The sequence below is a fragment of the Epilithonimonas sp. genome, assembly GCF_032055105.1.
In the GTDB taxonomy this organism is placed as follows: domain Bacteria; phylum Bacteroidota; class Bacteroidia; order Flavobacteriales; family Weeksellaceae; genus Epilithonimonas.
Map to the genome: position 1 here is coordinate 34,869 of NZ_DAMBRK010000005.1, position 21,217 is coordinate 56,085.

Below are 21,217 nucleotides of genomic sequence, written 5' to 3' on the forward strand. Positions count from 1 at the left end.
AGTAAAAACTAATATTTATCTTTGCTCGTATGAAATCGCCGAATTACAATTTTGTTAAAGTTGACTCATTTTATTTGGGCGATTGCATATGACCTTTAAAAAAAATGATAATTAAGTATGAAATGGGAACAGATTATTGGTCAACAATCAGTCAAGAATCTTTTACGAGATAGTATCCACGATTCCAGAGTTGGACACGCTCAGCTTTTTGTAGGAGAAGAAGGTTTTGGTGTTTTGCCTTTAGCTTTGGCGATGGCTCAGGAGATCTTCGAAAAAGAAAATCCGGCTTCTGTTCACAAGGTTGAGAATCTCAATCATCTCGACTTACATTTCAGTTTTCCTGTTTTTTCTGAGAAGAATGTTTCACTGAGTAAACGTTTTTTTGATAATTTCAGAGAGATGGTTTTGGAAAATCCTTATTCGTCTTTTGATGATTGGACAAGTTTTTTGGAATCTGAGAATAAACAGTTTTTCATTTCTGCAGATGAAGCAGAAGACATTGGACAAAGATTTAATCTGAAAAGTTTTGAAGGTGGAAGCAAAATTTTGATTGTTTGGAGAGCTGATAAAATGAATGATGCTGCTGCCAATAAAATCCTAAAGTTCCTAGAAGAACCTCCAAAAAATACCTTCATTATTCTTTGTGCGCCTAGTACAAATGATATTTTACCTACGATTCTTTCAAGATGTCAGATTGTCAATATTCCAAGAATTAATGATGAAGATATTTTAGAAAAACTTCAAAATCATAATTCTGCAAAAGAAATTGCTTATCAAGCTCAAGGTGATTGGAATCTTGCCAAGTCATTGTCTGAGAGCAATGTTACAACTTCGGAGTTTGAAACCTTATTCATTCAATGGGTTCGAAACGCTTTTCAGGCTAAAAAGAAACCTGAAGTTTTGCGCGAAATCGTAAAATGGGCACGCCAAATCTCCGAATGGAATCGTGAAAAACAAATGAAGTTTCTTTCGTATTGCATAGAAATATTTCGTTTGGCAATGCTCCAAAATTATGGTACATCAGATTTAGTTTACAAATCTCTTTCTGTAGGTAATTTCAACTGGAATGCTTTTTCAAAATACATTCATGGTGCTAATATTGTGTCAATTGTTGAGGAAATTACAGACGCATCTTATCATATTTCGAGAAATGCTAATTCCAAGATTGTACTTACAGATATGGGAATTAAATTGACACGTTATATTCATAAATCTGCTTCTTGATTTTTTAATTATTTTAATTTATTTTTTATTGAAAAGGAGTTTTATTTACTTGATAAAACTTTAAAAATCTTCTATTAATCAATGTTTTAGAATTATAGATAAATTCGATAAATTCTTAATAAAAAATTAATCAAACAAATGTTTGATTGAATGATGTTTTTGATTTAACTTTGCCCCGTCAAAAATTAATTATGCCAACAAAAGAAGAACATATTATGATGGTTGCGGAGAAACTCTTCGCGGCTAATGGTTATAATGGGACTTCTGTAAGAGACATTGCAACGAAAGCGAAAGTGAATGTTTCTATGATTTCTTATTATTTCGGGTCCAAAGAAAACCTTTTGGAAGAACTTTTCAAATGGAGAATGGAAGAAGGGCTCAACTTTGCAAAAAACACTTTGGAAAATAATGAATTGAGTGAAATCGAAAAAATAGAGGGTTTCATTGATAATTTTGTAAACAGAGTCCAAAGACTGAGAGACTTTTTTTTATTGGTTCATACACAACAAGTGATTGCTCAAAATAAAAGTATTCAGAATTTTTTGAAAGATTATAAAGTCAATTATATCGAAATTAACGAACGGATTGTAGAACAAGGATTAGAAAAAGGGCTTTTCACAATAAGGCCTTCTTATCATCTTCTACAATGCACAATTTCTGGAACAATCTTCAATGCGATGCACGGGATGAAAATGTATAAGGAATATCTGAAAAAACATAATCAAGATTTCGACGAAAAGCATTACGAAAATCAATATTTCCAGGAAGTCAGAGCCCACGTGAAGTCCGTTGTGAGAGCAATGGTCGGTTACAAAGGAGAATAACATTACTCAAACCTTAACAATAAATAAAACAGTGAATAAATTTTTAACAACAGCTCTAATTGTTGGGACTTTCTACTCGGTTTCCGCTCAGGAAAAACGATTATTGAGTCTGGAAGAAGCTGTGAAATTAGGAATAGAAAACAGCAAAAATCTAAAAATAGATCAAGCTAAAATAGAAGAATCCACAGCGAATCTTCTGGAAGCGAAAAACAGACAATTGCCGGAGCTGAAAGTTTCTGGAAGTTATCTTTATCTTCCTATCAAACCAAATATTGATATGAAAATTGCCGGAGTTTCTGGTTCTGGTGGTCCAGATGTTCATCAGGCGATGTACGGAACAGTCAACTTATCAATGCCAATCTATTCTGGAGGAAGAATCAAATACGGAATCAAGTCTGCGGAATATCTTGTAGAAGCTTCAAAACTAAGTACAGAAAATGACAAGAACGCGGTTGCGTACAATATTTCTCAGGCTTATAACAATCTTTTCAAAGCATCGGAAGTGGTAAAATTGTTGAAAGAAAATTTGGTTTCTTCTCAGAAAAGAGACCAGTCTTTCATTAAATTGGAAAATAATGGCGTGATTGCAAAAAATGACAGATTGAAAGCTCAACTTCAAACTTCGAATATCGAATTGCAATTAATGGAAGCAGAAAACAATTATAATATTGCCAACATCAATATGGATTTGCTTCTTGGTCTTCCTGATAATACAGAAATCGAGGTTGATTCTAATTATATTGCAGCAGATGACCTTGGAAAACCTGATGATTATTACTTGAATCTTGCAAGAGAAAACAGAAAAGACATTCAGGCTTTGGATTATCAAAGAAAGGCAGCTGCGCTTGGAACTAAAGCTGCTAAAGCGGAAAATCTTCCTTCAATAGCTTTCACCGGTGGTTATGTTGCAGCTGACATTCCGAAACTTTTCACTTTAACTAATGCTGTAAATGTTGGTGTTGGAATTCAGTATAATCTTTCGAACATTTGGAAAAAGAACTCAAGCTTAATGCAGTCAAAAGCTAGAGAACAGGAATTATCGGCTAACAACGAATTATTAAATGATAATGTAACGCTGGAAGTGAAACGTGATTATCAGAATGATTTGTACGCTCATAAGAAAATTGATGTTTATCAAAAAACGCTTGAGCAAGCCGAAGAAAATTACAGAATTACACTTAATAAATATAATAACGGTCTAGAAACCATCACCAATCTTTTGGATGCTGATACGGCGAAAATCACTGCAAACGTGAATGTCATCACTTCGAAAGCAGATGCAGCTTTGGCTCACAAAAAATTATTACAAACTACAGGAACTATCAATAACTAATTACAATAAACTATAAATAAAATGGCACAAGATAATATAAAATTCGAGCAGGGAGAAGTTCCTGTAAAAAAGAAAAAAAGCCCGGTTTTCTACATCGTGATAAGCGTTGCAGTTTTGGCAGCAATATTTTTCGGAGTTAGAGAATATCAGTACAGTCAGGTTCACGAGGAAACTGATGATGCACAGATTGCAGCAGATATTAGTCCTGTGATTTCAAAAATCTCTGGTTACATTACTGAGGTTAAAGTAAAAGATAACCAATTCGTTAAAAAAGGAGATACATTAATCGTACTTGATAACAGAGACCAGACAATGGCATTGGCTCAGGCAGAGGCGGCTCTTGGAACAGCTCAGAGTAATGTAACTTCTGCACACGCAGGTTCAGAAGCTGCAAAATCAGGAATTGGTAATTCTAGAGCAGCGGTTCAGACTGCTAATGCTCAAATCGAAGCTGCTAAAGTGAATGTATGGAGAACAGAACAGGATATGAAGAGATATTCTGAATTGGTAAAAGACCACACCATTACACAACAGCAATATGAGCAGGCTTCTGCAGCTTATCAAACAGCTCAGAAACAACTTCAGGTTTTGATTGACCAAAAAAATCAAGCAAGTGTTCAGACAGGAGTTGTAACTTCACAGTCTAATGCGACTTATCAGAATATCGGAATTGCGAATTCTCAATTAAAACAAAGACAGGTAGATGTAGAAAATGCAAAACTGAATCTTTCTTATACCGTAATCACAGCTAAAGAAAGTGGATATGTTTCTAAAATTCCTGTTCAGGTTGGACAGTTTATTCAGGCAGGTTCACAATTGTTTAGCATTGTTTTGAGTAATCAGAAATGGGTTGTGGCAAACTATAAAGAAACTCAGGTTGAAAAAATGGTGGAAGGACAAAAAGTAGAAATCGAAATCGATGCTTATCCAGGGCAAAAATTCGAAGGAACAATCAGTTCATTCTCTCCGGCAACAGGTTCTGCATTTGCACTGCTTCCTCCGGATAACGCAAGTGGAAACTTCGTAAAAGTGGTTCAGAGACTTCCTGTGAAAATTACTTTTGACAATCTTAATGAAGATATTATGAAAAAACTACGTGTTGGAATGAACGTTCAAACTGTGGTTTCTCTAAAATAAAACACAATGCAAGACGATTCATTAGTAGAATACGGATTTCGCAGAACCATTATTACCATTACGGCGATTATGTGTGCGCTTCTTGAGATTGTGGATTCCACAATCGTGAACGTGGCACTTAACGAGATGAAAGGTAATCTTGGTGCAACACTCTCCGAAGTGGGCTGGGTAATTACCGCTTATGCTATCGGTAACGTGATTATCGTTCCGATGACTAGCTGGTTGTCTCAACAATTTGGGCGTAGAAATTACTTTGCGGTATCCATTATCATATTTACGGTTTTCTCTTTTCTCTGCGGTAATGCGACCAATATTTGGGAACTGGTATTTTTCCGTTTGATGCAAGGGATTGGTGGAGGAGCACTTTTGGTAACTTCACAAACCATCATCACCGAATCTTACCCTATCGAGAAAAGAAGTATGGCTCAGGCAATCTATGGATTGGGAGTTATTATCGGACCAACACTTGGTCCGCCGCTGGGAGGTTATATTGTTGACAATTACAGTTGGCCTTATATCTTTTATATCAATATTCCGTTGGGGATTATCGCAACATTATTGACATTACAATTCGTAAAAAGCCCAAGATACTCAGAAAAACGTTCTGCTTCGGATGTGGACTGGATTGGGATTGGATTATTGGCTGCGTTTGTAGGTTCTTTACAATATATTTTGGAAAGAGGGCACGAGGACGATTGGTTTGAAAGCAAAGCCATTGTTGTATTGACGATTACTGCAGTTGTAGGATTCATCTTATTTATTTGGCGAGAACTTACTTTCAAATATCCGATTGTAGAACTCCGAGTTCTCAAAAACGGTAACCTTAGAATTGGAACCGTGATGTCCTTCATTTTAGGGTTTGGTTTGTATGGTTCAACGTTTATCGTTCCATTATATACACAAAGTATACTTGGATGGACAGCCTTGCAATCTGGAGCGTTAATGATTCCGGCAGCATTGACAACTGCTTTTATGATGCCTATAATAGGTAAATTATTGACAAAAGGAGCAAAACAACAAGTGTTAGTAGCTTTGGGTTTATTCATCTTCTTCGTTTACAGTTTCTGGGGTTACAAAATTCTAACGCCAGACACAGGAAAAGATGCCTTCTTCTGGATGCTGATTGTAAGAGGAATGGGATTAGGATTGCTATTTATCCCGATTACATCATTATCACTCAGTACACTGAAAGGTCCTGAAATTGGACAAGGTGCAGCTTTCACGGGAATGATGCGTCAGTTAGGAGGTTCATTTGGTATTGCAGCTATTACAACTTTCATTGCTAATAAAAGTGAACTTTACAGAAGCAATCTTGTATCCCACTTAGATGTCAACGATTTTGATGTACAACAGAGAATTGCTGCTCTCAAAGGAAGTTTTATAGCCAAAGGATATACGCCAGACAGAGCGCTTGATGCAGCTTATCAGATGCTTGATTTCTCCGTTACGAAGCAGGCAACCGTTTTATCATATATGGACGTTTTCCTTTACTTAGGATTGATGTTCTTGATATGTATTCCGTTTGTATTATTCGTAAAAGAGCGAAAAGGCAAAGGCGAGAAAATCGACCTTAGTTCAGTTCATTAATATTTAAATTTTAGTTATTTGTGAAAACTCAGAATCATCATTGGTTCTGAGTTTTTTATTTTTAGGAGCCGGGAACCTGCTTTCCGTTACAATTCCTCGCTCGGTCGGCTCCGCTTCGCTCCGCCGCCTCACTGCGGGATTTCCACTGCAAAACGAAGTTTCGACGATTCCAATTAAAAAAAATAAAATATAGAGTCAATCAGGGCTAGGGATTTTGTCATAAAAACCACTTGTCAATCAATGTCAGGCTGAAGCTCTCAAAGTCTCGCAAAACTCAAATCGTGATGCCATAACTATTTTTGATTTCCGACATCACAAAAGAACTGTGTGTACTTCCAATACTTTCCAAAGAACCTAATTTGTTGAAAACAAAATCCTGATAATGCTTCATATCCTGAACCTGAACTTTCAAAAGAAAATCAAAGTCTCCTGATATATTATAACATTCCACAACTTCATCTATGGAATGGATGTCGTTGACAAACTGATTTCCGATATTTTTATCGTGCTGTTTCAGTTTGACATTACAAAAGACAATAAAACCTTTATTCAACTTTTCTGAATCCAGAACAGCAATGTAGTTCTTGATAAAGCCATCTTGTTCCAGCTTTTTTACACGCTCAAAAACAGGCGATGCGGAGAGATTAACTTGCTGTGCTAGCTCTTTTACCGTGAATTTAGAATTTTTTTGAAGGATTTTTAAGAGTTTGATGTCAGTATCGTCGAGCATAATTCAGAATATATTTTGGTTTCGATTTAATGAATGGTAAAATTAAAGAATATTTATCTTTTTAATTATTGTTTATGAGTTTTATTTGCTTAATAATTTCATTTAATAAAAAATAAAAAACTTTAAATATAATTTTACACAAAATATTAATCTAAATAATCAAGTATGTGTGAAACAAAAGTAAGAACACCAAAATTAGACACCGTTGGAAGTTTCTTAAGACCAGAAGTTCTGAAAAAAGCAAGAGAACAATATTCTAACGGTGAAATCTCAAAAGAACAACTCACCGAAATCGAAAACCAGGAAATCATCAAATTAGTTAAGAAACAAAAAGAGTTAGGATTAGAGGTAATTACCGATGGCGAGTTCCGACAAAGTTATTGGCATCTCGATTTTTTCTGGGGATTCGAAGGTGTTGAACACAATTTTATGCCGCGCGGTTATCAATTTCACGGCGAAGAAACCAAAAATGATTCTGCAAGATTGACAGGCAAAATCAGATTTACAAAGAATCATCCATTCTTAGGATATTTTGCATTTCTAAAAAGTTTGGCGGGCGAAAATCATATTGCAAGACAAAGTATTCCTGCACCAGCACAACTTTATGCAGAATTGTTAAGAGAATCTAATGCGGATAAAGTAGCAGAATTTTATCCAAACAGAGAAGAATTTCTAAGTGATTTGTCCAAAGCTTACCGTGACGCCATTTTAGCTTTTTATGAATTGGGTTGCCGAGATTTGAAAATCGATGACTGCACTTGGGGGATGTTGTGCGATGCCAATTTTTGGAAAACAATGGCAGGTGAAGATTATAATCAAGATTTGCTAAAAGAAATCTACTTGAAACTCAATAATGATGCTTTGCAGGATTTGCCGTCGGATTTAAGGATTTCGACTCACGTTTGCAGAGGAAATTACCATTCCACTTGGGCAACTTCCGGCGGATATGAGCCTGTTGCAGATACACTTTTTGCCAAAGAAAATGTTGAAAATTTTTATTTGGAATTTGATGATGACCGTTCTGGAGACTTTGCGCCATTAAGGTTTGTTCCGGAAAATAAAAACGTCGTTTTAGGTTTGATTACGAGTAAAAACCCAACTTTGGAACAGAAAGAAAACATCATTGCAAGAATCAAAGAAGCCAGTCAATTTGTAAGTCTTGACAGATTAAGTCTCAGCCCGCAATGTGGCTTTGCATCCACCGAAGAAGGCAATATCTTAACCGAAGAAGACCAATGGAACAAGATAAAATTGGTAAAAGAAATTGCCGACGAAGTCTGGAAATAATAATGTTTCAATAATAATCTAAGCATCCAATTTTGGGTGCTTTTTGGTTAGAAACTAAAATATTGAAAACTATTGCTAAAAAACAACAAAGCCTTTATTTTTGCTTAGTTATTTAATGTAAAAATACAATGAATCATCTGAACGAAAAACAAAAAATGCTTTCCGGCGAGATGTACGATGCAGGCGATGCGACTTTGGTAAAGGAAAGACAAAAATGCAAAGACCTCTGCTTCGAATACAATCATATTCCACCTTCAAAGCTTAAAGAAAGAAAAGCTCTCATCAAAAGGCTTTTCGGAAAGACTGAAAAGATGTTTCATATCGAGCAACCTTTTTATTGCGATTACGGTTACAATATCGAGATTGGCGAAAACTTTTATACCAATCACAATGTCGTGATTTTGGATTGCGCAAAAGTGACCTTTGGAGATAATGTTTTCATTGCGCCCAATTGCGGATTTTACACGGCTGGACATCCTTTGGACGCTGAAACCAGAAACAAAGGTTTGGAAGATGCCAAACCAATTACAATCGGAAATAACGTTTGGATTGGCGGAAGTTGCACAATTCTTCCCGGAGTTACGATTGGAGATAATGCTGTAATTGGAGCCGGAAGTGTTGTTACAAAAGATATTCCTGCGAATGTTTTAGCATTTGGGAATCCTTGTAAGGTCATCAAAGAAATATAGTAAATCAACCACAAAAGTCACAAAAGAAAAATCACAAAAGAAAATCTTTCAAAGAGCAAAAAAGCTAACTTATGAAGCCATTATCCTTATTTGAACTTTTGATAAACTTAAGGAAAATTAAAACTTTTGTGACTTTTATGGTTTTCGAAACAAATTTAAACAGGTTATTAATTGTTTCCTTTGGTGTCTTTTGTATATAGATTTTAAGCGCTCAAACTTTCAAATTTTAAAACTCTCCAACTCAACTCATCCAATCAAATCCAGAAACTGTTGTTCATCTAGAATCGTAATCGTTCCGATATCTTGCGCTTTTTTCAGTTTGCTTCCAGCTTTTTCGCCAACAACCAAATAGTTGAGGTTTTTTGAAACGGCAGAGATATTTTTTCCGTTGTGTTTTTCCACCATTTCTTCCGCTTGTTCTCTTGTAAATAGCGACAGTTTTCCTGTGAAAAGGAATGTTTTTCCTTCCAAAACATTAGACAAAACTTCGTTGGTGTTTTCACCTTTTTCCAGCTGAACACCGTAAGATTTTAAGCGTTCAATCATCAGGATATTTTCAGAATTCTGGAAAAAGTCAGTGATGCTAACTGCGATTTTCATTCCGATATCTTCAACCTGACAAAGCTCTTCCAAAGTTGCATTTTTCAGTTCATCAATCGTAGAAAAATTCTTGACTAATTTCTTCGCAACAGTTTCCCCAACGTGTTTGATTCCAATTCCGTAAAGTACTTTTTCAAACGGAATATTTTTGGATTTTTCAATGCCGTCCAGAATATTCTGAGCAGATTTTTCTGCCATTCTTTCGAGTGGAAGAAGTTGTTCTTTTTTCAAAGTGTAAAAATCGGCAGGATTTTCAATCAGTTTTTCTCTATAAAGTTGTTCGATAGTTTCTCCGCCAAGATTCTCGATATTCAAGGCTTTTCTTGAAACATAATGAATCATCCTTCCCACAACTTGTGGTGGACAATGCAGTTCATTCGGACAAAAATGAATCGCTTGGTCTTCGATTTTCACTAATTCAGTTCCACATTCAGGACAATTTTTGATGTATTCGATTGGCGTTTGTAAAAGCGTTCGTTTCTCTGTATTCACGCCAACAATCTTCGGAATAATTTCTCCTCCTTTTTCTACATAAACAAAATCGTGCTCATACAAATCCAATTTTTTGATGATATCTTCGTTGTGAAGTGATGCGCGTTTTACAGTTGTTCCTGCCAATAAAACGGGTTTCAAATTCGCAACAGGCGTTATTGCTCCAGTTCTTCCAACTTGATAAGAAACACTCTGTAATTCGGTTTCTACTTTTTCTGCCTTGAATTTGTAAGCCATAGCCCAACGTGGCGATTTAGCGGTGTAACCGAGTTGTCTTTGTTGTTTTAATGAATTAACTTTCAGAACAATGCCGTCAATTTCAAAAGGTAATTTGTGTCTTTCGGTATCCCAAAAAGTGATGAATTCTTTCACTTTGTCAAGAGTTTTACACAATTTTGCTTGGTCTTCCGAAACTCGGAAACCCCAATTTTTGGCTTTTTCCAAGATTTCCCAATGTGTATCTGCCGGAAATTCGTCCGAAATATATTGATACAAAACTGCAGAAAGGCCACGTTTTCTAACTTCTCCCGAATCCTGCATTTTCAAACTTCCGCTGGCTGTGTTTCTTGGATTCATAAACAAATCAAGACCTTCTTCTTCACGACTTTTATTGATTTTATCGAAGTTTTTTCTTGTCAGATAAATTTCGCCTCGGATAAAAAATCGGTTAGGAAAATCGCCTTTCAAAGTCAAAGGAACATCAGAAATCGTTCTCACATTATTAGTGATTTCATCGCCTAGGAAACCGTCTCCACGAGTTACAGCTTGTGATAATTTTCCATTTTCATAAAGAATGGAAATCGAAGCACCGTCGTATTTCAATTCAGCAACAAATTCTACAGGTTCATCAATGGTTTTGATGATTCGTTTTTCCCAGTCTTCAAGGTCGTCAAAGTCATAAGAATTGTCGAGAGAATACATTCTGTATTGATGCTGAACGGTCGGGAAATTCTTCGTGATTCCGCCCCCAACACGTAAAGTCGGAGAGTTAGCATCATAAAATTCTGGATGCGCCGTTTCCAGTTCCTGAAGTTCTTTCAATTTTTCATCAAATTCAAAATCAGAAATCGTATTATTATCAAGAACATAATAATTATAATTATGTTGATGAAGTTCTTCTCTCAGGGATTCTATCTTTTGCTGAATGTTTTCGGACATTGGGAAATTATTTAAAGCAAAAATAACCAAAACAAGGATAACGACTAAAAATAAAATGAGTAATTTGCTTACCCATAAAAATAAAACCACATAGTCACATAAATTTGAACTTCTTTGAGCTTTTTGCTAAGGTTAAAGTTTATACTGAGCTTGTCGAAGTGTCTTTGTGAACCTTAAAAAGAGTTTAAATAATCAAGAAAAATCTTTGTGGACTTTGTCTTCAAATTTATTCAATATTAAAAAAAATGAAGAAAGTATTTTGTAGTTTAACCCTTGTCACGACTATGTTTATCAACGCCCAAACTCAGATTATCGCCCATCGCGGTTTTTGGAATACACAACCCAAAACTTCGGAAAATTCGATTAAGGCTTTAGAAAATGCTCAGCAATTAAAGATTTATGGAGCTGAATTCGATGTGCAGATGTCCAAAGATGGCGTTTTGGTCGTAAACCACGATGAACATCACGGGAAAATGGAAATCTCGCAAACGGATTTTTCTGATTTAAGAAAATTGAAATTATCCAACGGAGAAAAAATCCCAACCCTCAAAGATTATCTGAAACAAGGCAAAAAAGATGCTTCGGTAAAGCTGATTGTAGAAATAAAGCCCATCGATTCTGAGGCAAGAGAAAATGAGGTAACGGAAAAAACAGTTGCTCTAATTAAAAAAATGAAGCTGGAATCTCAATGCGAGTTTATTTCTTTTAGCTTAAATATTTGTAAGCAAATCAAAAAACTGGCACCGGATTTTAAAGTGCAGTATTTAAGAGGTGAACTTTCTCCACAACAGATTAAAGAAGCCGGTTTGGATGGATTGGATTATCATTATTCAGTTTTTGAGAAAAACCCGACATGGATTTCAGAAGCGAAAGCTTTAGGATTAATCACCAATTCTTGGACGGTGAATGATCTTGATGTATACTTAAAACTCAAATCCCAAGGTTTGGATTTTGTTACGACTAATACACCAGATATGTTTAATGGAAAATAATATTAATTCATTTGTGAATTAATTTTTAAAAGTCTGCTTCTTCGAGAGGCAGACTTTTCTTTTACAGAAAATTTTAAAGATTGAAAAGCAATGAGGTATACATATGGTATTTCGTATTTTCTCAGAGAAAGACAATAAAGATACGCTGAAATAATTCACAAATTGCATTAAAAATACGTAATGTTTTTAAGTCTCTTTAAATAAATGATTTATGTTTTTCTGTTCATAATAGGTTCATAAAGGGTTTAAAAAATATTTAAGATATGTTAAATTCATCTTAAAGCTATGCTTATCATGGCTTTATATTTTTGCGCAAACAAATTTATATATGCGTAAAGAGATTCAAAAACTGCTTCTTCTATCCGTTTTAGGATTAGTGAGCGTCCAAATGGCGGCTCAGCAGCAGGTGAAACAAGACAGTGCAAAGACCATCGAGGAAGTGGTAGTAACCGCTCTCGGAATCAAAAGACAAGACAAATCTTTGGGATATGTTGCTGAGAAAGTAGAAAGAGAAGAATTTACAAAAACACAAAATAACAATTGGGCTCAGGCTCTTGAAGGGAAAGTGGCAGGACTGAAAATTCAGACTGCGGGTGCAGGACCGCTGGGATCTGCAAAAATTACCTTGAGAGGAAGTGCATCCATGAATATGGATAATAACCAGGCATTAATTGTTGTAGACGGTGTGCCTTTAGGAGGTACCAATACGGGAACAGGAAATGCTGCTTATGCTGCAGGTTCCGGAGGTGACCTTCCGGTTGATTTTGGGAATAATTTTAATAGCATTAATCCTGAAGATATTGAATCTGTTACCGTACTGAAAGGCGCCACTGCAGGTGCTTTGTATGGATCAAGAGGGATGCATGGGGCTATCATGATTACCACAAAATCCGGAAAATCTAAAAATGGTAAAGTAACCGTAACTTTTAATTCCAATACCAGTTTTGATTCTGTTTTGCATTGGCCGGATTATCAGTACGAATACGGACAGGGTACCTTGCAGAAAAATACAGCGGGGCAGTTTTACTATTCTTACGGAGCTTCCGCAGATGGTGTAAATACAGGTTCTACAAGTTCTGCTTTCGGACCTAAGTTTAACGGACAGTCTTATTTCCAATACGACCCGAATGTAGAAGGGCAAAGTCTTGAAAGACAGCTTTGGAGACCTTATAAAAATAACATCAAAGATTTCTGGGAAGTAGGAACTACCTTTTCTAATAACATTTCGCTAGAAAGTTCTACTGAGAAAACAGCTTTCAGGGCTTCATTAAATTACACAAAAAACAACTGGATGATGCCCAATACAGGCTTCGACAGATTGAGCGGAGCTTTGTCTATCGATCATCATGTGAATGATAAGCTTCACGTGGTAACCAAGTTTGCGTACAGTAATACCAAAAGTGATAATCTTCCTGCAACGGGATATAATAACCAATCAATCTCTTATTTTATGATTTTCCAGAATCCGAATGTGGATTTGAATTGGTACAGACCGATCTGGAAAAACGGACAAAATCAAATCGATCAGATCCATCCATTCAGTTCTTACATTGATAATCCTTACCTGATTGCCTATGAAATGCTGAACGGAGTTGATAAAAAATTTATCACAGGAAACGTTACGGCAACTTATAAGTTTACCAAAAACTTTGACGTCATGGTGCGTTCAGGCCTTGAACTGACGGATGAGGTTAGAACCACGAAAAGGCCTTACAGTTCTGCTAATTATGCACAGGGATATTATAGAGAACAGTATATCAATAATTCAGAATATAATACGGATGTTTTATTCAGTTATAAAAACAACTTCGGAAAATTTGGGTTTAATGCTTCTGCGGGTGGAAATCTTCGATACAACGAATATATTTTAAATGATTACCGTGCAACAGGATTAAAAATCCCGGGGCTTTATGAACTTACCAATGGTATTTCTGTTTTAACCAGAGTGCCTCAGCCAAGAGATAAAGAAATGAACAGTTTGTACGGTTTGGCATCTTTAAATTATGATAATATCTGGTTTTTAGATCTTACTGCAAGAAACGACTGGTCTAGCGCATTGCCTAAAACAAATAGATCTTATTTTTATCCTTCAGCAGCAACGTCCATCATTCTTTCTGATCTTTTCGGATTAAGGTCAAACAATTTTAACTTCTGGAAACTTAGAACTTCTTGGTCAATGGTAGGAAGTGATACCGATCCTTATAACTTATTGCAAACCTATAATACCAGTGATTTCAACAATTCGGCAGAAATCTCTGCGATCTATTTTAATCCAAACCTAAAACCTGAAATGAATATCAATATTGAAACAGGGATGGATTTCAGCTTACTTAAAAATAGGTTAACCTATGGAATTACATTTTATCAAAATAACACCGATAAACAAATTATCCCGGTGCCTACATTGATAGAAAGTGGATATTCTACCAGAATCATCAATGCCGGAGAAGTAAGAAACCGAGGAATAGAAATGACTTTGGGCGCATACCCAATAAGAAACAACAATTTCTCATGGAACGTGAATGCTAACTGGTCAATGAACAGAAACAAAATTCTTTCATTACCCGAAGAATTTAATGGGGAACCTTATACGATGTCTTCTGTAGGAGGGGTAGTATTTTTTAATGCTGTTGTAGGCGGTTCTTTAGGAGATATGTACGGTGCCAAGCTGCAGAGATCTCCGGATGGGCAGGTCATTTACGGTTCGGATGGTCTTACGGCAAAATCTACTGAGATAGAGTTGGTAGGAAATGCATATGCTAAATGGAGAGGAGGTTTGCAGAATACTTTTAAATATAAAAATATCTCATTCTCATTCAGCATCGATGGGCAGTATGGCGGTATGGTCTACTCGCAGTCTCATCACAAAATGTCTGAACAGGGAAAACTAACCCATACTTTGGCAGGAAGAGACAATCCTAGCGGAACTATTGTAGGTGCCGGTGTTGTACAGAATGCCAATGGCAGCTTCTCCACAAATACAAAGGCAGTAGCACTTCATACGTATTATGGAGATTATTACAGAAGAGCTAATATAGAAACGAACAGCTTCGATGCTTCTTATATTAAATTAAGAGAAGCCACCATTACCTATGCTTTCCCAAGAACTTTGGTGAAAGATCTTAAAATGATAGATTTAAGTATTTCTCTATACGGAAGAAACCTATTGATGTGGACCAAAGATTTCCCATTATTCGATCCTGAAGCCGCTACGCTTAACGACGCTTCGATTACACCGGGAGTGGAAGTGGGACAATTGCCAACCGCAAGAACAATAGGAATTCAACTTAATGCTAAATTTTAAAAAAAGAAATTATGAAAAATAAAGTATCAAAATTATGTATCGCTTTGGTAGCCGCTGCAATGCTTAGCTCTTGCGATCGGTCTTTCGAAGAAATCAATACAGATACCAGTAAAATCAATACGCCTACTGCAGGAAGCCTTTTGATGCCGATACAGTATAATATGTCTACCAATGCCTATTCAAGAGCAGAAGATTTTACATTTGACTTGATGCAGGTAGCTATCAATTTCCCGAATGAAGGAAATACTATCAGCAGATATTATATTACAGAAACCACCGGAAATTCTTACTGGAATACCTCTTATAAATGGATCAAGCAAAACAAGGAAATGTATGATTTTGCGGTCTTTCAAAATGATAAAAACTATCAGGCGATTTCACTGGTTTTAAATGCTTGGATGTTTGCTAACCTTACCGATACTTTTGGGGATGTGCCTTTCAGTGAAGCGGCACGTGTTGAAGAGGGAATTACCCAACCGAAATTTGATAAACAAAAAGATATTTACATCAAAATTCTGGAAGACCTGAAAACAGCAAACGCTTTGTTTGTAACCACTGAAACACTTTCAGATCAGGATCTTTTCTACAGCGCCAATGCAAGCACCGCAGGAATTCTGAAATGGAAAAAATTCTGTAATTCTTTATCATTGAGACTTTTAGGAAGAATCCTGAAAAAAAATGGTGAAATAGATGTACACGGTAAAATTCAGGAGATTGTAAATGATCCTACAACGTATCCTATTATGACGAGCAATGCAGATACAGCAGGTCTTGATATTACAGGCGTGGCCCCATATCTTCCTCCAATTCCAAGGCCTCAGGATTTTACGACGGGAAGAGCGGCGGCAGATTTATTCGTGGAAACACTTAAAAATAATAATGATCCGAGACTGGCAACTTTCTTTTCTCAGGCTAAAGATCTTACAACACAGCAGAATATTGGCTACAAAGGGGCTCCGGCCGGTTATGCTCCCGGAACATCATTTACGTATCAGCCATCCAATATGAATCAGAATTTGGCTAAAGCTCCTCTTAAAATTTTGATTTATCCTTATGCAGAACTTCAGTTCAGTCTTGCGGAATTTGCACAGAAAGGTATCATTGGCGGAAGTGCACAAACTTTTTATGAAAATGGGGTAAAAGCAGCGGTAGAGCAGTGGGGTGCGGTGTTGCCTGCTGACTATTTTGCCAATCCTAATGTGGTTTACAACGGTACTTTAGAAAGAATTATGGTACAGAAATATGTAGCCTTATTCTTTGTAGATCAGCAACAGTGGTACGAGAAAAGAAGAACAGGTTTTCCGGTGCTTCCAAACAACGGTGGTTTGCTGAATGACGGTAAATTGCCTCAAAGGTTAATGTATCCTACTCAACCTAAAATTCTTAACGCAGCCAATTATCAGGCGGCAGTTCAGTCCATCGGAGGCGATGATATTAATATTATCAATTGGTGGAATCAATAATTATTAAATCTAAAAAAAATATGAAAGCTAAATTCATTATTCCTTCATTATTCATTTCTGTAATGGCCTTTTCTCAGGCTTCGGTTTCAGGATTTGTGTATGAAGATGCCAACAAAAATCAAAAGAAAGAAAATAAAGAGAAAGGAATCGCGGGAGTTGCAGTTTCCAACGGAGCACAGGTTGTTTTAACCGATAAAAACGGAAAGTACAGCTTACCACTTGCAGACGGACAAACGATTTTTGTAATTAAACCTTCCGGTTATATGGTTGCTTTAAACCAAAATAACCTTCCTCAATATTATTATCAGTATAAACCAAAAGGTTCACCCACAGATTTTAAGTATAAAGGTTCGGCGCCTACAGGAGAACTTCCAAAAGAATTAAATTTTGCTTTGAACAAACAAAACGAAAGCAAAAATTTTGACATTTTGGTTTTTGGAGATCCGCAACCTTACACAGAAAAACAGCTTGATTATTTCAAAAGAGCAATCGTGAATGAGGTTAAAGGAAATAAGAAAAATGCAGTTTTCGGAATCAGTCTTGGAGATTTGGTGGGAGATGATTTAAGTCTTCAGAAACCTTACGCAGACATTATGAAAGAAATCGGTTTGCCTTGGTACAACGTGATGGGAAATCATGATATGAATTATGATGCTAAAGAAGATCACCTTTCAGATGAAACTTTTGAATCTACTTTTGGTCCTGCAAACTATTCATTCAACTACGGAAATGTACACTTTATGATTCTTGATGACATACTTTTTCCAGATCCGAGAGATGGGAAAGGATATTGGGGAGGTTTTAGAGATGATCAGATTCAGTTTATTCAAAATGATTTAAAACACGTTGACAAAAACAAATTGATTGTCATTTCTTTCCATATTCCGTTAGATCATAATAATGAAGATAACTTCAGAAATGCAGACCGTCAGAAATTGTTTGATGCGTTATCGCCATTTCCAAATGCTTTAATGCTTTCGGCGCATACGCACATTCAGCAGCAGATTTTCTACGGAAAAGCGCAAGGTTGGAATGGTGCAAAAGATTTGCATGAGTACAACGTTGGTACAACTTGTGGAGATTGGTGGTCTGGAACCTCAGATGAAATTGGTTTGCCAACTTCTACGATGAGAGACGGTACTGCAAAAGGATATTCTTTCATCAGTTTTAATGACAATCAGTATAAGGTTAAATATAAAACTGCAGGGAAACCGGAAGATTATCAAATTAAATTATATGTTCCGAAAGTGATTCCTCATCCATCAAAAACTTCTGCAAAAGTTTTGGCTAATTTCTTTATGGGAAGCAAAAAAGACAAAGTACAGTACAGGATAGACAGTGGAAAATGGGAAGATATGGATTACAACGAAACGATTGATCCAAATTTTGCTAATTCTGTTTTCAAATGGGATGCTACTGAAAAAATATTTCCGGGAAGAAGACCTTCAAATCCTGAACAGTCAAAGCATATTTGGGTTGGCGGTTTTGGAAATAAACTCGCACTCGGAAAGCATAAAGTTGAGGTTAGGGCTCTTGATATGTATGGAAATGAGTTTTATGCTTCCGAAGAATTCGAAGTGCAAGATCAAATCATCATTCCTTAAAAGTCAAGTTTTACTTTTTACTTTCAGAAACCGGTTTTGTAAATCGGTTTCTTTTTTTTTGTAAAGATTGAAATTACAATTTATAAAAATCTAACATCCTTATATGGTGATTTGTATTTATAGAATTTTCTAATCATAAACTTGTATAAAATCATTTGATTTTATTCGGATTATAAATAGACTAATGGTAAATTTGCAGCTTCATATTTTATAAATCACATTATGGATCTTAAAGGTAAAAATGCCATTATCACTGGCGGAGGAAGAGGACTTGGAAAAGCTGTAGCTCAGATTCTTGCCAACGAAGGTGTCAATATTGGTATCACAGGAAGAAACGAAAATTATCTCAAAATAGCAGTTAACGAACTGAAACAAACCGGGGTGAAAGTAGCTTACGCCGTTTTCAGCGTCGATAACGAATTAGAAGTAAAAGCCGGAATCGAATCTCTGGCAAACGAATTAGGCGGAATCGATATTTTGGTCAACAATGCAGGAATCGGTGACTTTGGAAGCATCGAGGAAATGGCTTCTGATGTTTGGGAACAAGTTATCAAAACCAATCTTTTTGGCGTTTATTACACAGCCAAAGCGGTTTATCCCTATTTGAAAGAAAAAGGACAAGGTGACATCGTGAATATCGCTTCCACAGCAGGATTGAAAGGCGGACCAAATATGTCGGCTTACGCGGCTTCCAAAGCAGCTGTCGTTTCTCTTTCGCAATCTATGATGGCAGAATGGAGAAAGCAGAATATCCGTGTGATTACCTTGACTCCGAGCACGATTGCTTCAGATATGAGCATCAGTGGTGGTTTGACAGACGGTAATCCGGATAAAGTTCTTCAGCCAGAAGATTTCGCAGAATGGGTAAGAGATATCCTGAAAATGAACAGACGCGCATTGATTGCGAACGGTTCTATTTTCTCCACTAATCCTTAGTTAGAATAAAGTAATTCTAAATATCAACCCTTTCAGAGTTTCAAACTCTGAAAGGGTTTTGTTTTATATTAAGTTCTATTTAAGTATCTGTTATAAGGCTTCGACTCCACTCAGCTTAACAACTTTCTCGATAGATATTAAGATGTCACCCTGAGCGGAGTCGAAGGGTTTTTAGCTTAGGAATGGTTTCGTTATTTAATCTTTGCGTTTAAATACACTTATCCCTATCTTTATCGGAATTAAATAAAAGATATGAAGAGAAACTCAATTTTAGCAATGTCTGCTGTTTTCTTTGCAGGACAAATCACGTTAGTCAACGCTCAAAACAAATCCGAAGAAAAACTCAATCCAATCGTTCAAAGTTTTGTTAATGAAGCCAATGATAATTCCCAGTTGGAAAATATGGCTTTCGAACTTTTGGACGGTATCGGACCGCGTCTTGTTGGAACACCTGAGATGTTAGCTGCTAACAATTACACAGCAGATAAACTGAAATCTTGGGGAATCGATGCTAATCTTCAGCAATTTGGAACGTGGAAAGGTTGGCAGCGTGGAACTACACACGTAGATTTGGTTTATCCAAGAACCAAAACCTTGTCTGCAACACAATTAGCGTGGAGTCCGGCAACTAAAAAAGCAGTAGAAGCAGAAGTGGTAATCCTTCCAAAAGTATCTTCCAAAGCGGAGTTTGATAAATGGTTGCCTTCTGCAAAAGGAAAAATTGTTTTGATGGCTCAATATCAGAAAATCGGTCGTTCTGATGAACAGATTAAAGAATTTGCAACACCAGAATTATACGAAAAACTGAAAGCTGAAAAAGAGCAGGCTAAAAAAGATTTCGCAAATTATATCAAAACTATCGGTTATGATAATACAACCTTGCCGGAAGCTCTTGAAAAAGCTGGAGCTGTAGGAATTGCCATTTCCAACTGGACAGGAATCCAAAGTACAAACCGTATTTTCGGCGCTAAAACCAAATCAATTCCAATGTTTGATATTGATTTAGAAGATTATGGAATGCTTTATAGAATGGCAGAAAAAGGTTCAAAACCGAGAATCAAAGTGGATGCGCAATCCAAAGTTCTTCCGGAAGCTAAATCTTTCAACACAATCGGAATGATAAAAGGTTCAGAAAAACCGAATGAATATGTGATTCTTTCTGCTCATCTCGATTCTTGGGATGGTGCGCAAGGTGCGACTGATAACGGGACAGGAACTTTGACAATGCTGGAAACAATGAGAATCCTTAAAAAATATTATCCAAATCCAAAACGTACTATTGTTGTTGGACTTTGGGGAAGTGAAGAGCAAGGTTTGAATGGTTCAAGAGGTTTTGTTGCGGATAATCCGGAAATCATCAAAGGTGTGCAGGCGGTTTTCAATCAAGATAACGGAACTGGTAGAGTAGTGGACATCAGTGGACAAGGTTTCAAAGATTCTTATGCTTACATCGGAAGATGGCTAGATGCAGCGCCTAAAAAAGTGAAAGACCAAATCAAAAGTACTTTTCCGGGAATGCCTGGTGGTGGAGGTTCGGACCACGCATCGTTTGTGGCAGCAGGAGTTCCGGGATTTTCTTTGAGTTCGCTTAACTGGGGTTACTTTGGTTATACTTGGCATACAACCAAAGATACCTATGACAAAATCGTTTTTGACGAGTTGAAAAATAACGTGATTCTGACAGCCACTTTAGCTTATATGGCTTCGGAAGACCCAGAGTTTGTAAGCAGAGAAAAGCGAGTGATGCCGAATGATGACAAAGGAACTGCTGTGAAATGGCCAGAAGCTAGAGAACCAAAAAGAAGCAGTAAAGATTATTAATCTAAAAGAAAATTGATATTGGAGTTTACAAGTTAG

15 protein-coding genes are annotated in these 21,217 nt (G+C 36.5%); 13 read left to right on the forward strand and 2 right to left on the reverse strand.

What is annotated here, in order from left to right; translation table 11 throughout:
• Positions 1-117 precede the first annotated feature (117 nt).
• The 5 genes from RTY06_RS05610 to RTY06_RS05630 all read left to right on the forward strand — a co-directional run bounded on the left by RTY06_RS05610 (position 118) and on the right by RTY06_RS05630 (position 6,105).
• Positions 118-1,224, forward strand: coding sequence for a DNA polymerase III subunit delta' (locus tag RTY06_RS05610; RefSeq protein WP_312823425.1), 1,107 nt, complete (start codon positions 118-120; stop codon positions 1,222-1,224).
• Between the two features lie 191 nt (positions 1,225-1,415).
• Entirely contained in the window at positions 1,416-2,048 is a 633-nt protein-coding gene (locus RTY06_RS05615; RefSeq protein WP_312823426.1) for a TetR/AcrR family transcriptional regulator, read from the forward strand.
• A gap of 31 nt (positions 2,049-2,079) precedes the next feature.
• Positions 2,080-3,381, forward strand: coding sequence for a TolC family protein (locus tag RTY06_RS05620; protein WP_312823428.1), 1,302 nt, complete (start codon positions 2,080-2,082; stop codon positions 3,379-3,381).
• A gap of 21 nt (positions 3,382-3,402) precedes the next feature.
• On the forward strand, positions 3,403-4,518 hold the full coding sequence (locus RTY06_RS05625; protein WP_312823430.1) for an HlyD family secretion protein: 1,116 nt from the start codon (positions 3,403-3,405) through the stop codon (positions 4,516-4,518).
• Positions 4,519-4,524: 6 nt separating this feature from the next.
• The gene (locus tag RTY06_RS05630; RefSeq protein WP_312823431.1) at positions 4,525-6,105 is read left to right on the forward strand and encodes a DHA2 family efflux MFS transporter permease subunit; all 1,581 of its coding nucleotides are present in this window, start codon (positions 4,525-4,527) and stop codon (positions 6,103-6,105) included.
• Positions 6,106-6,379: 274 nt separating this feature from the next.
• On the opposite strand, the gene RTY06_RS05635 is transcribed toward RTY06_RS05630, so the two are convergent.
• Positions 6,380-6,835 carry an Lrp/AsnC family transcriptional regulator gene (locus tag RTY06_RS05635; RefSeq protein ID WP_312823432.1) on the reverse strand — a complete coding sequence of 152 codons (456 nt, stop codon included), beginning with the start codon at positions 6,833-6,835 and terminating at the stop codon, positions 6,380-6,382.
• 165 nt (positions 6,836-7,000) lie between these two features.
• Here RTY06_RS05635 and RTY06_RS05640 point away from each other — a divergent pair, with 165 nt between their 5' ends.
• Entirely contained in the window at positions 7,001-8,122 is a 1,122-nt protein-coding gene (locus RTY06_RS05640) for a 5-methyltetrahydropteroyltriglutamate--homocysteine S-methyltransferase (protein WP_312823433.1), read from the forward strand.
• 128 nt (positions 8,123-8,250) lie between these two features.
• The gene (locus RTY06_RS05645) at positions 8,251-8,811 is read left to right on the forward strand and encodes a sugar O-acetyltransferase (protein WP_312823434.1); all 561 of its coding nucleotides are present in this window, start codon (positions 8,251-8,253) and stop codon (positions 8,809-8,811) included.
• Between the two features lie 246 nt (positions 8,812-9,057).
• Here RTY06_RS05645 and ligA read toward each other — a convergent pair whose 3' ends face one another.
• Positions 9,058-11,061: an NAD-dependent DNA ligase LigA gene (gene ligA, locus RTY06_RS05650; protein ID WP_312823435.1), complete on the reverse strand. Its 2,004-nt coding sequence runs from the start codon at positions 11,059-11,061 to the stop codon at positions 9,058-9,060.
• A 245-nt stretch (positions 11,062-11,306) separates the two neighbouring features.
• Between ligA and RTY06_RS05655 the strand changes: the two genes are divergently transcribed.
• From RTY06_RS05655 to RTY06_RS05680, 6 genes are all read left to right on the forward strand, one after another.
• Complete coding sequence (locus RTY06_RS05655; RefSeq protein WP_312823436.1) at positions 11,307-12,053, forward strand: glycerophosphodiester phosphodiesterase family protein; 747 nt, start codon at positions 11,307-11,309, stop codon at positions 12,051-12,053.
• Positions 12,054-12,381: 328 nt separating this feature from the next.
• Positions 12,382-15,357: a SusC/RagA family TonB-linked outer membrane protein gene (locus RTY06_RS05660; RefSeq protein WP_312823438.1), complete on the forward strand. Its 2,976-nt coding sequence runs from the start codon at positions 12,382-12,384 to the stop codon at positions 15,355-15,357.
• Between the two features lie 11 nt (positions 15,358-15,368).
• Positions 15,369-16,820: a SusD/RagB family nutrient-binding outer membrane lipoprotein gene (locus tag RTY06_RS05665; protein ID WP_312823440.1), complete on the forward strand. Its 1,452-nt coding sequence runs from the start codon at positions 15,369-15,371 to the stop codon at positions 16,818-16,820.
• 20 nt (positions 16,821-16,840) lie between these two features.
• A complete protein-coding gene (locus RTY06_RS05670) occupies positions 16,841-18,424 on the forward strand; it encodes a calcineurin-like phosphoesterase family protein (RefSeq protein ID WP_312823442.1) in 1,584 nt (527 codons plus the stop codon).
• 222 nt (positions 18,425-18,646) lie between these two features.
• Positions 18,647-19,360: a 3-ketoacyl-ACP reductase gene (locus RTY06_RS05675; RefSeq protein ID WP_312823443.1), complete on the forward strand. Its 714-nt coding sequence runs from the start codon at positions 18,647-18,649 to the stop codon at positions 19,358-19,360.
• Between the two features lie 252 nt (positions 19,361-19,612).
• Positions 19,613-21,181: a M20/M25/M40 family metallo-hydrolase gene (locus RTY06_RS05680; protein WP_312823444.1), complete on the forward strand. Its 1,569-nt coding sequence runs from the start codon at positions 19,613-19,615 to the stop codon at positions 21,179-21,181.
• Positions 21,182-21,217 lie beyond the last annotated feature (36 nt).

What these genes read in the sequence shown, in the direction of transcription:
- RTY06_RS05625 (WP_312823430.1), top strand. Translation starts at nt 3,403, where the DNA reads ATGGCACAAGATAATATAAAATTCGAGCAGGGAGAAGTTCCTGTAAAA.
- RTY06_RS05640 (WP_312823433.1), top strand. Translation starts at nt 7,001, where the DNA reads ATGTGTGAAACAAAAGTAAGAACACCAAAATTAGACACCGTTGGAAGT.
- RTY06_RS05645 (WP_312823434.1), top strand. Translation starts at nt 8,251, where the DNA reads ATGAATCATCTGAACGAAAAACAAAAAATGCTTTCCGGCGAGATGTAC.
- RTY06_RS05610 (WP_312823425.1), top strand. Translation starts at nt 118, where the DNA reads ATGAAATGGGAACAGATTATTGGTCAACAATCAGTCAAGAATCTTTTA.
- RTY06_RS05635 (WP_312823432.1), bottom strand. Translation starts at nt 6,835, where the DNA reads ATGCTCGACGATACTGACATCAAACTCTTAAAAATCCTTCAAAAAAAT.
- RTY06_RS05630 (WP_312823431.1), top strand. Translation starts at nt 4,525, where the DNA reads ATGCAAGACGATTCATTAGTAGAATACGGATTTCGCAGAACCATTATT.
- RTY06_RS05675 (WP_312823443.1), top strand. Translation starts at nt 18,647, where the DNA reads ATGGATCTTAAAGGTAAAAATGCCATTATCACTGGCGGAGGAAGAGGA.
- RTY06_RS05660 (WP_312823438.1), top strand. Translation starts at nt 12,382, where the DNA reads ATGCGTAAAGAGATTCAAAAACTGCTTCTTCTATCCGTTTTAGGATTA.
- RTY06_RS05670 (WP_312823442.1), top strand. Translation starts at nt 16,841, where the DNA reads ATGAAAGCTAAATTCATTATTCCTTCATTATTCATTTCTGTAATGGCC.
- ligA (WP_312823435.1), bottom strand. Translation starts at nt 11,061, where the DNA reads ATGTCCGAAAACATTCAGCAAAAGATAGAATCCCTGAGAGAAGAACTT.
- RTY06_RS05655 (WP_312823436.1), top strand. Translation starts at nt 11,307, where the DNA reads ATGAAGAAAGTATTTTGTAGTTTAACCCTTGTCACGACTATGTTTATC.
- RTY06_RS05665 (WP_312823440.1), top strand. Translation starts at nt 15,369, where the DNA reads ATGAAAAATAAAGTATCAAAATTATGTATCGCTTTGGTAGCCGCTGCA.
- RTY06_RS05615 (WP_312823426.1), top strand. Translation starts at nt 1,416, where the DNA reads ATGCCAACAAAAGAAGAACATATTATGATGGTTGCGGAGAAACTCTTC.
- RTY06_RS05680 (WP_312823444.1), top strand. Translation starts at nt 19,613, where the DNA reads ATGAAGAGAAACTCAATTTTAGCAATGTCTGCTGTTTTCTTTGCAGGA.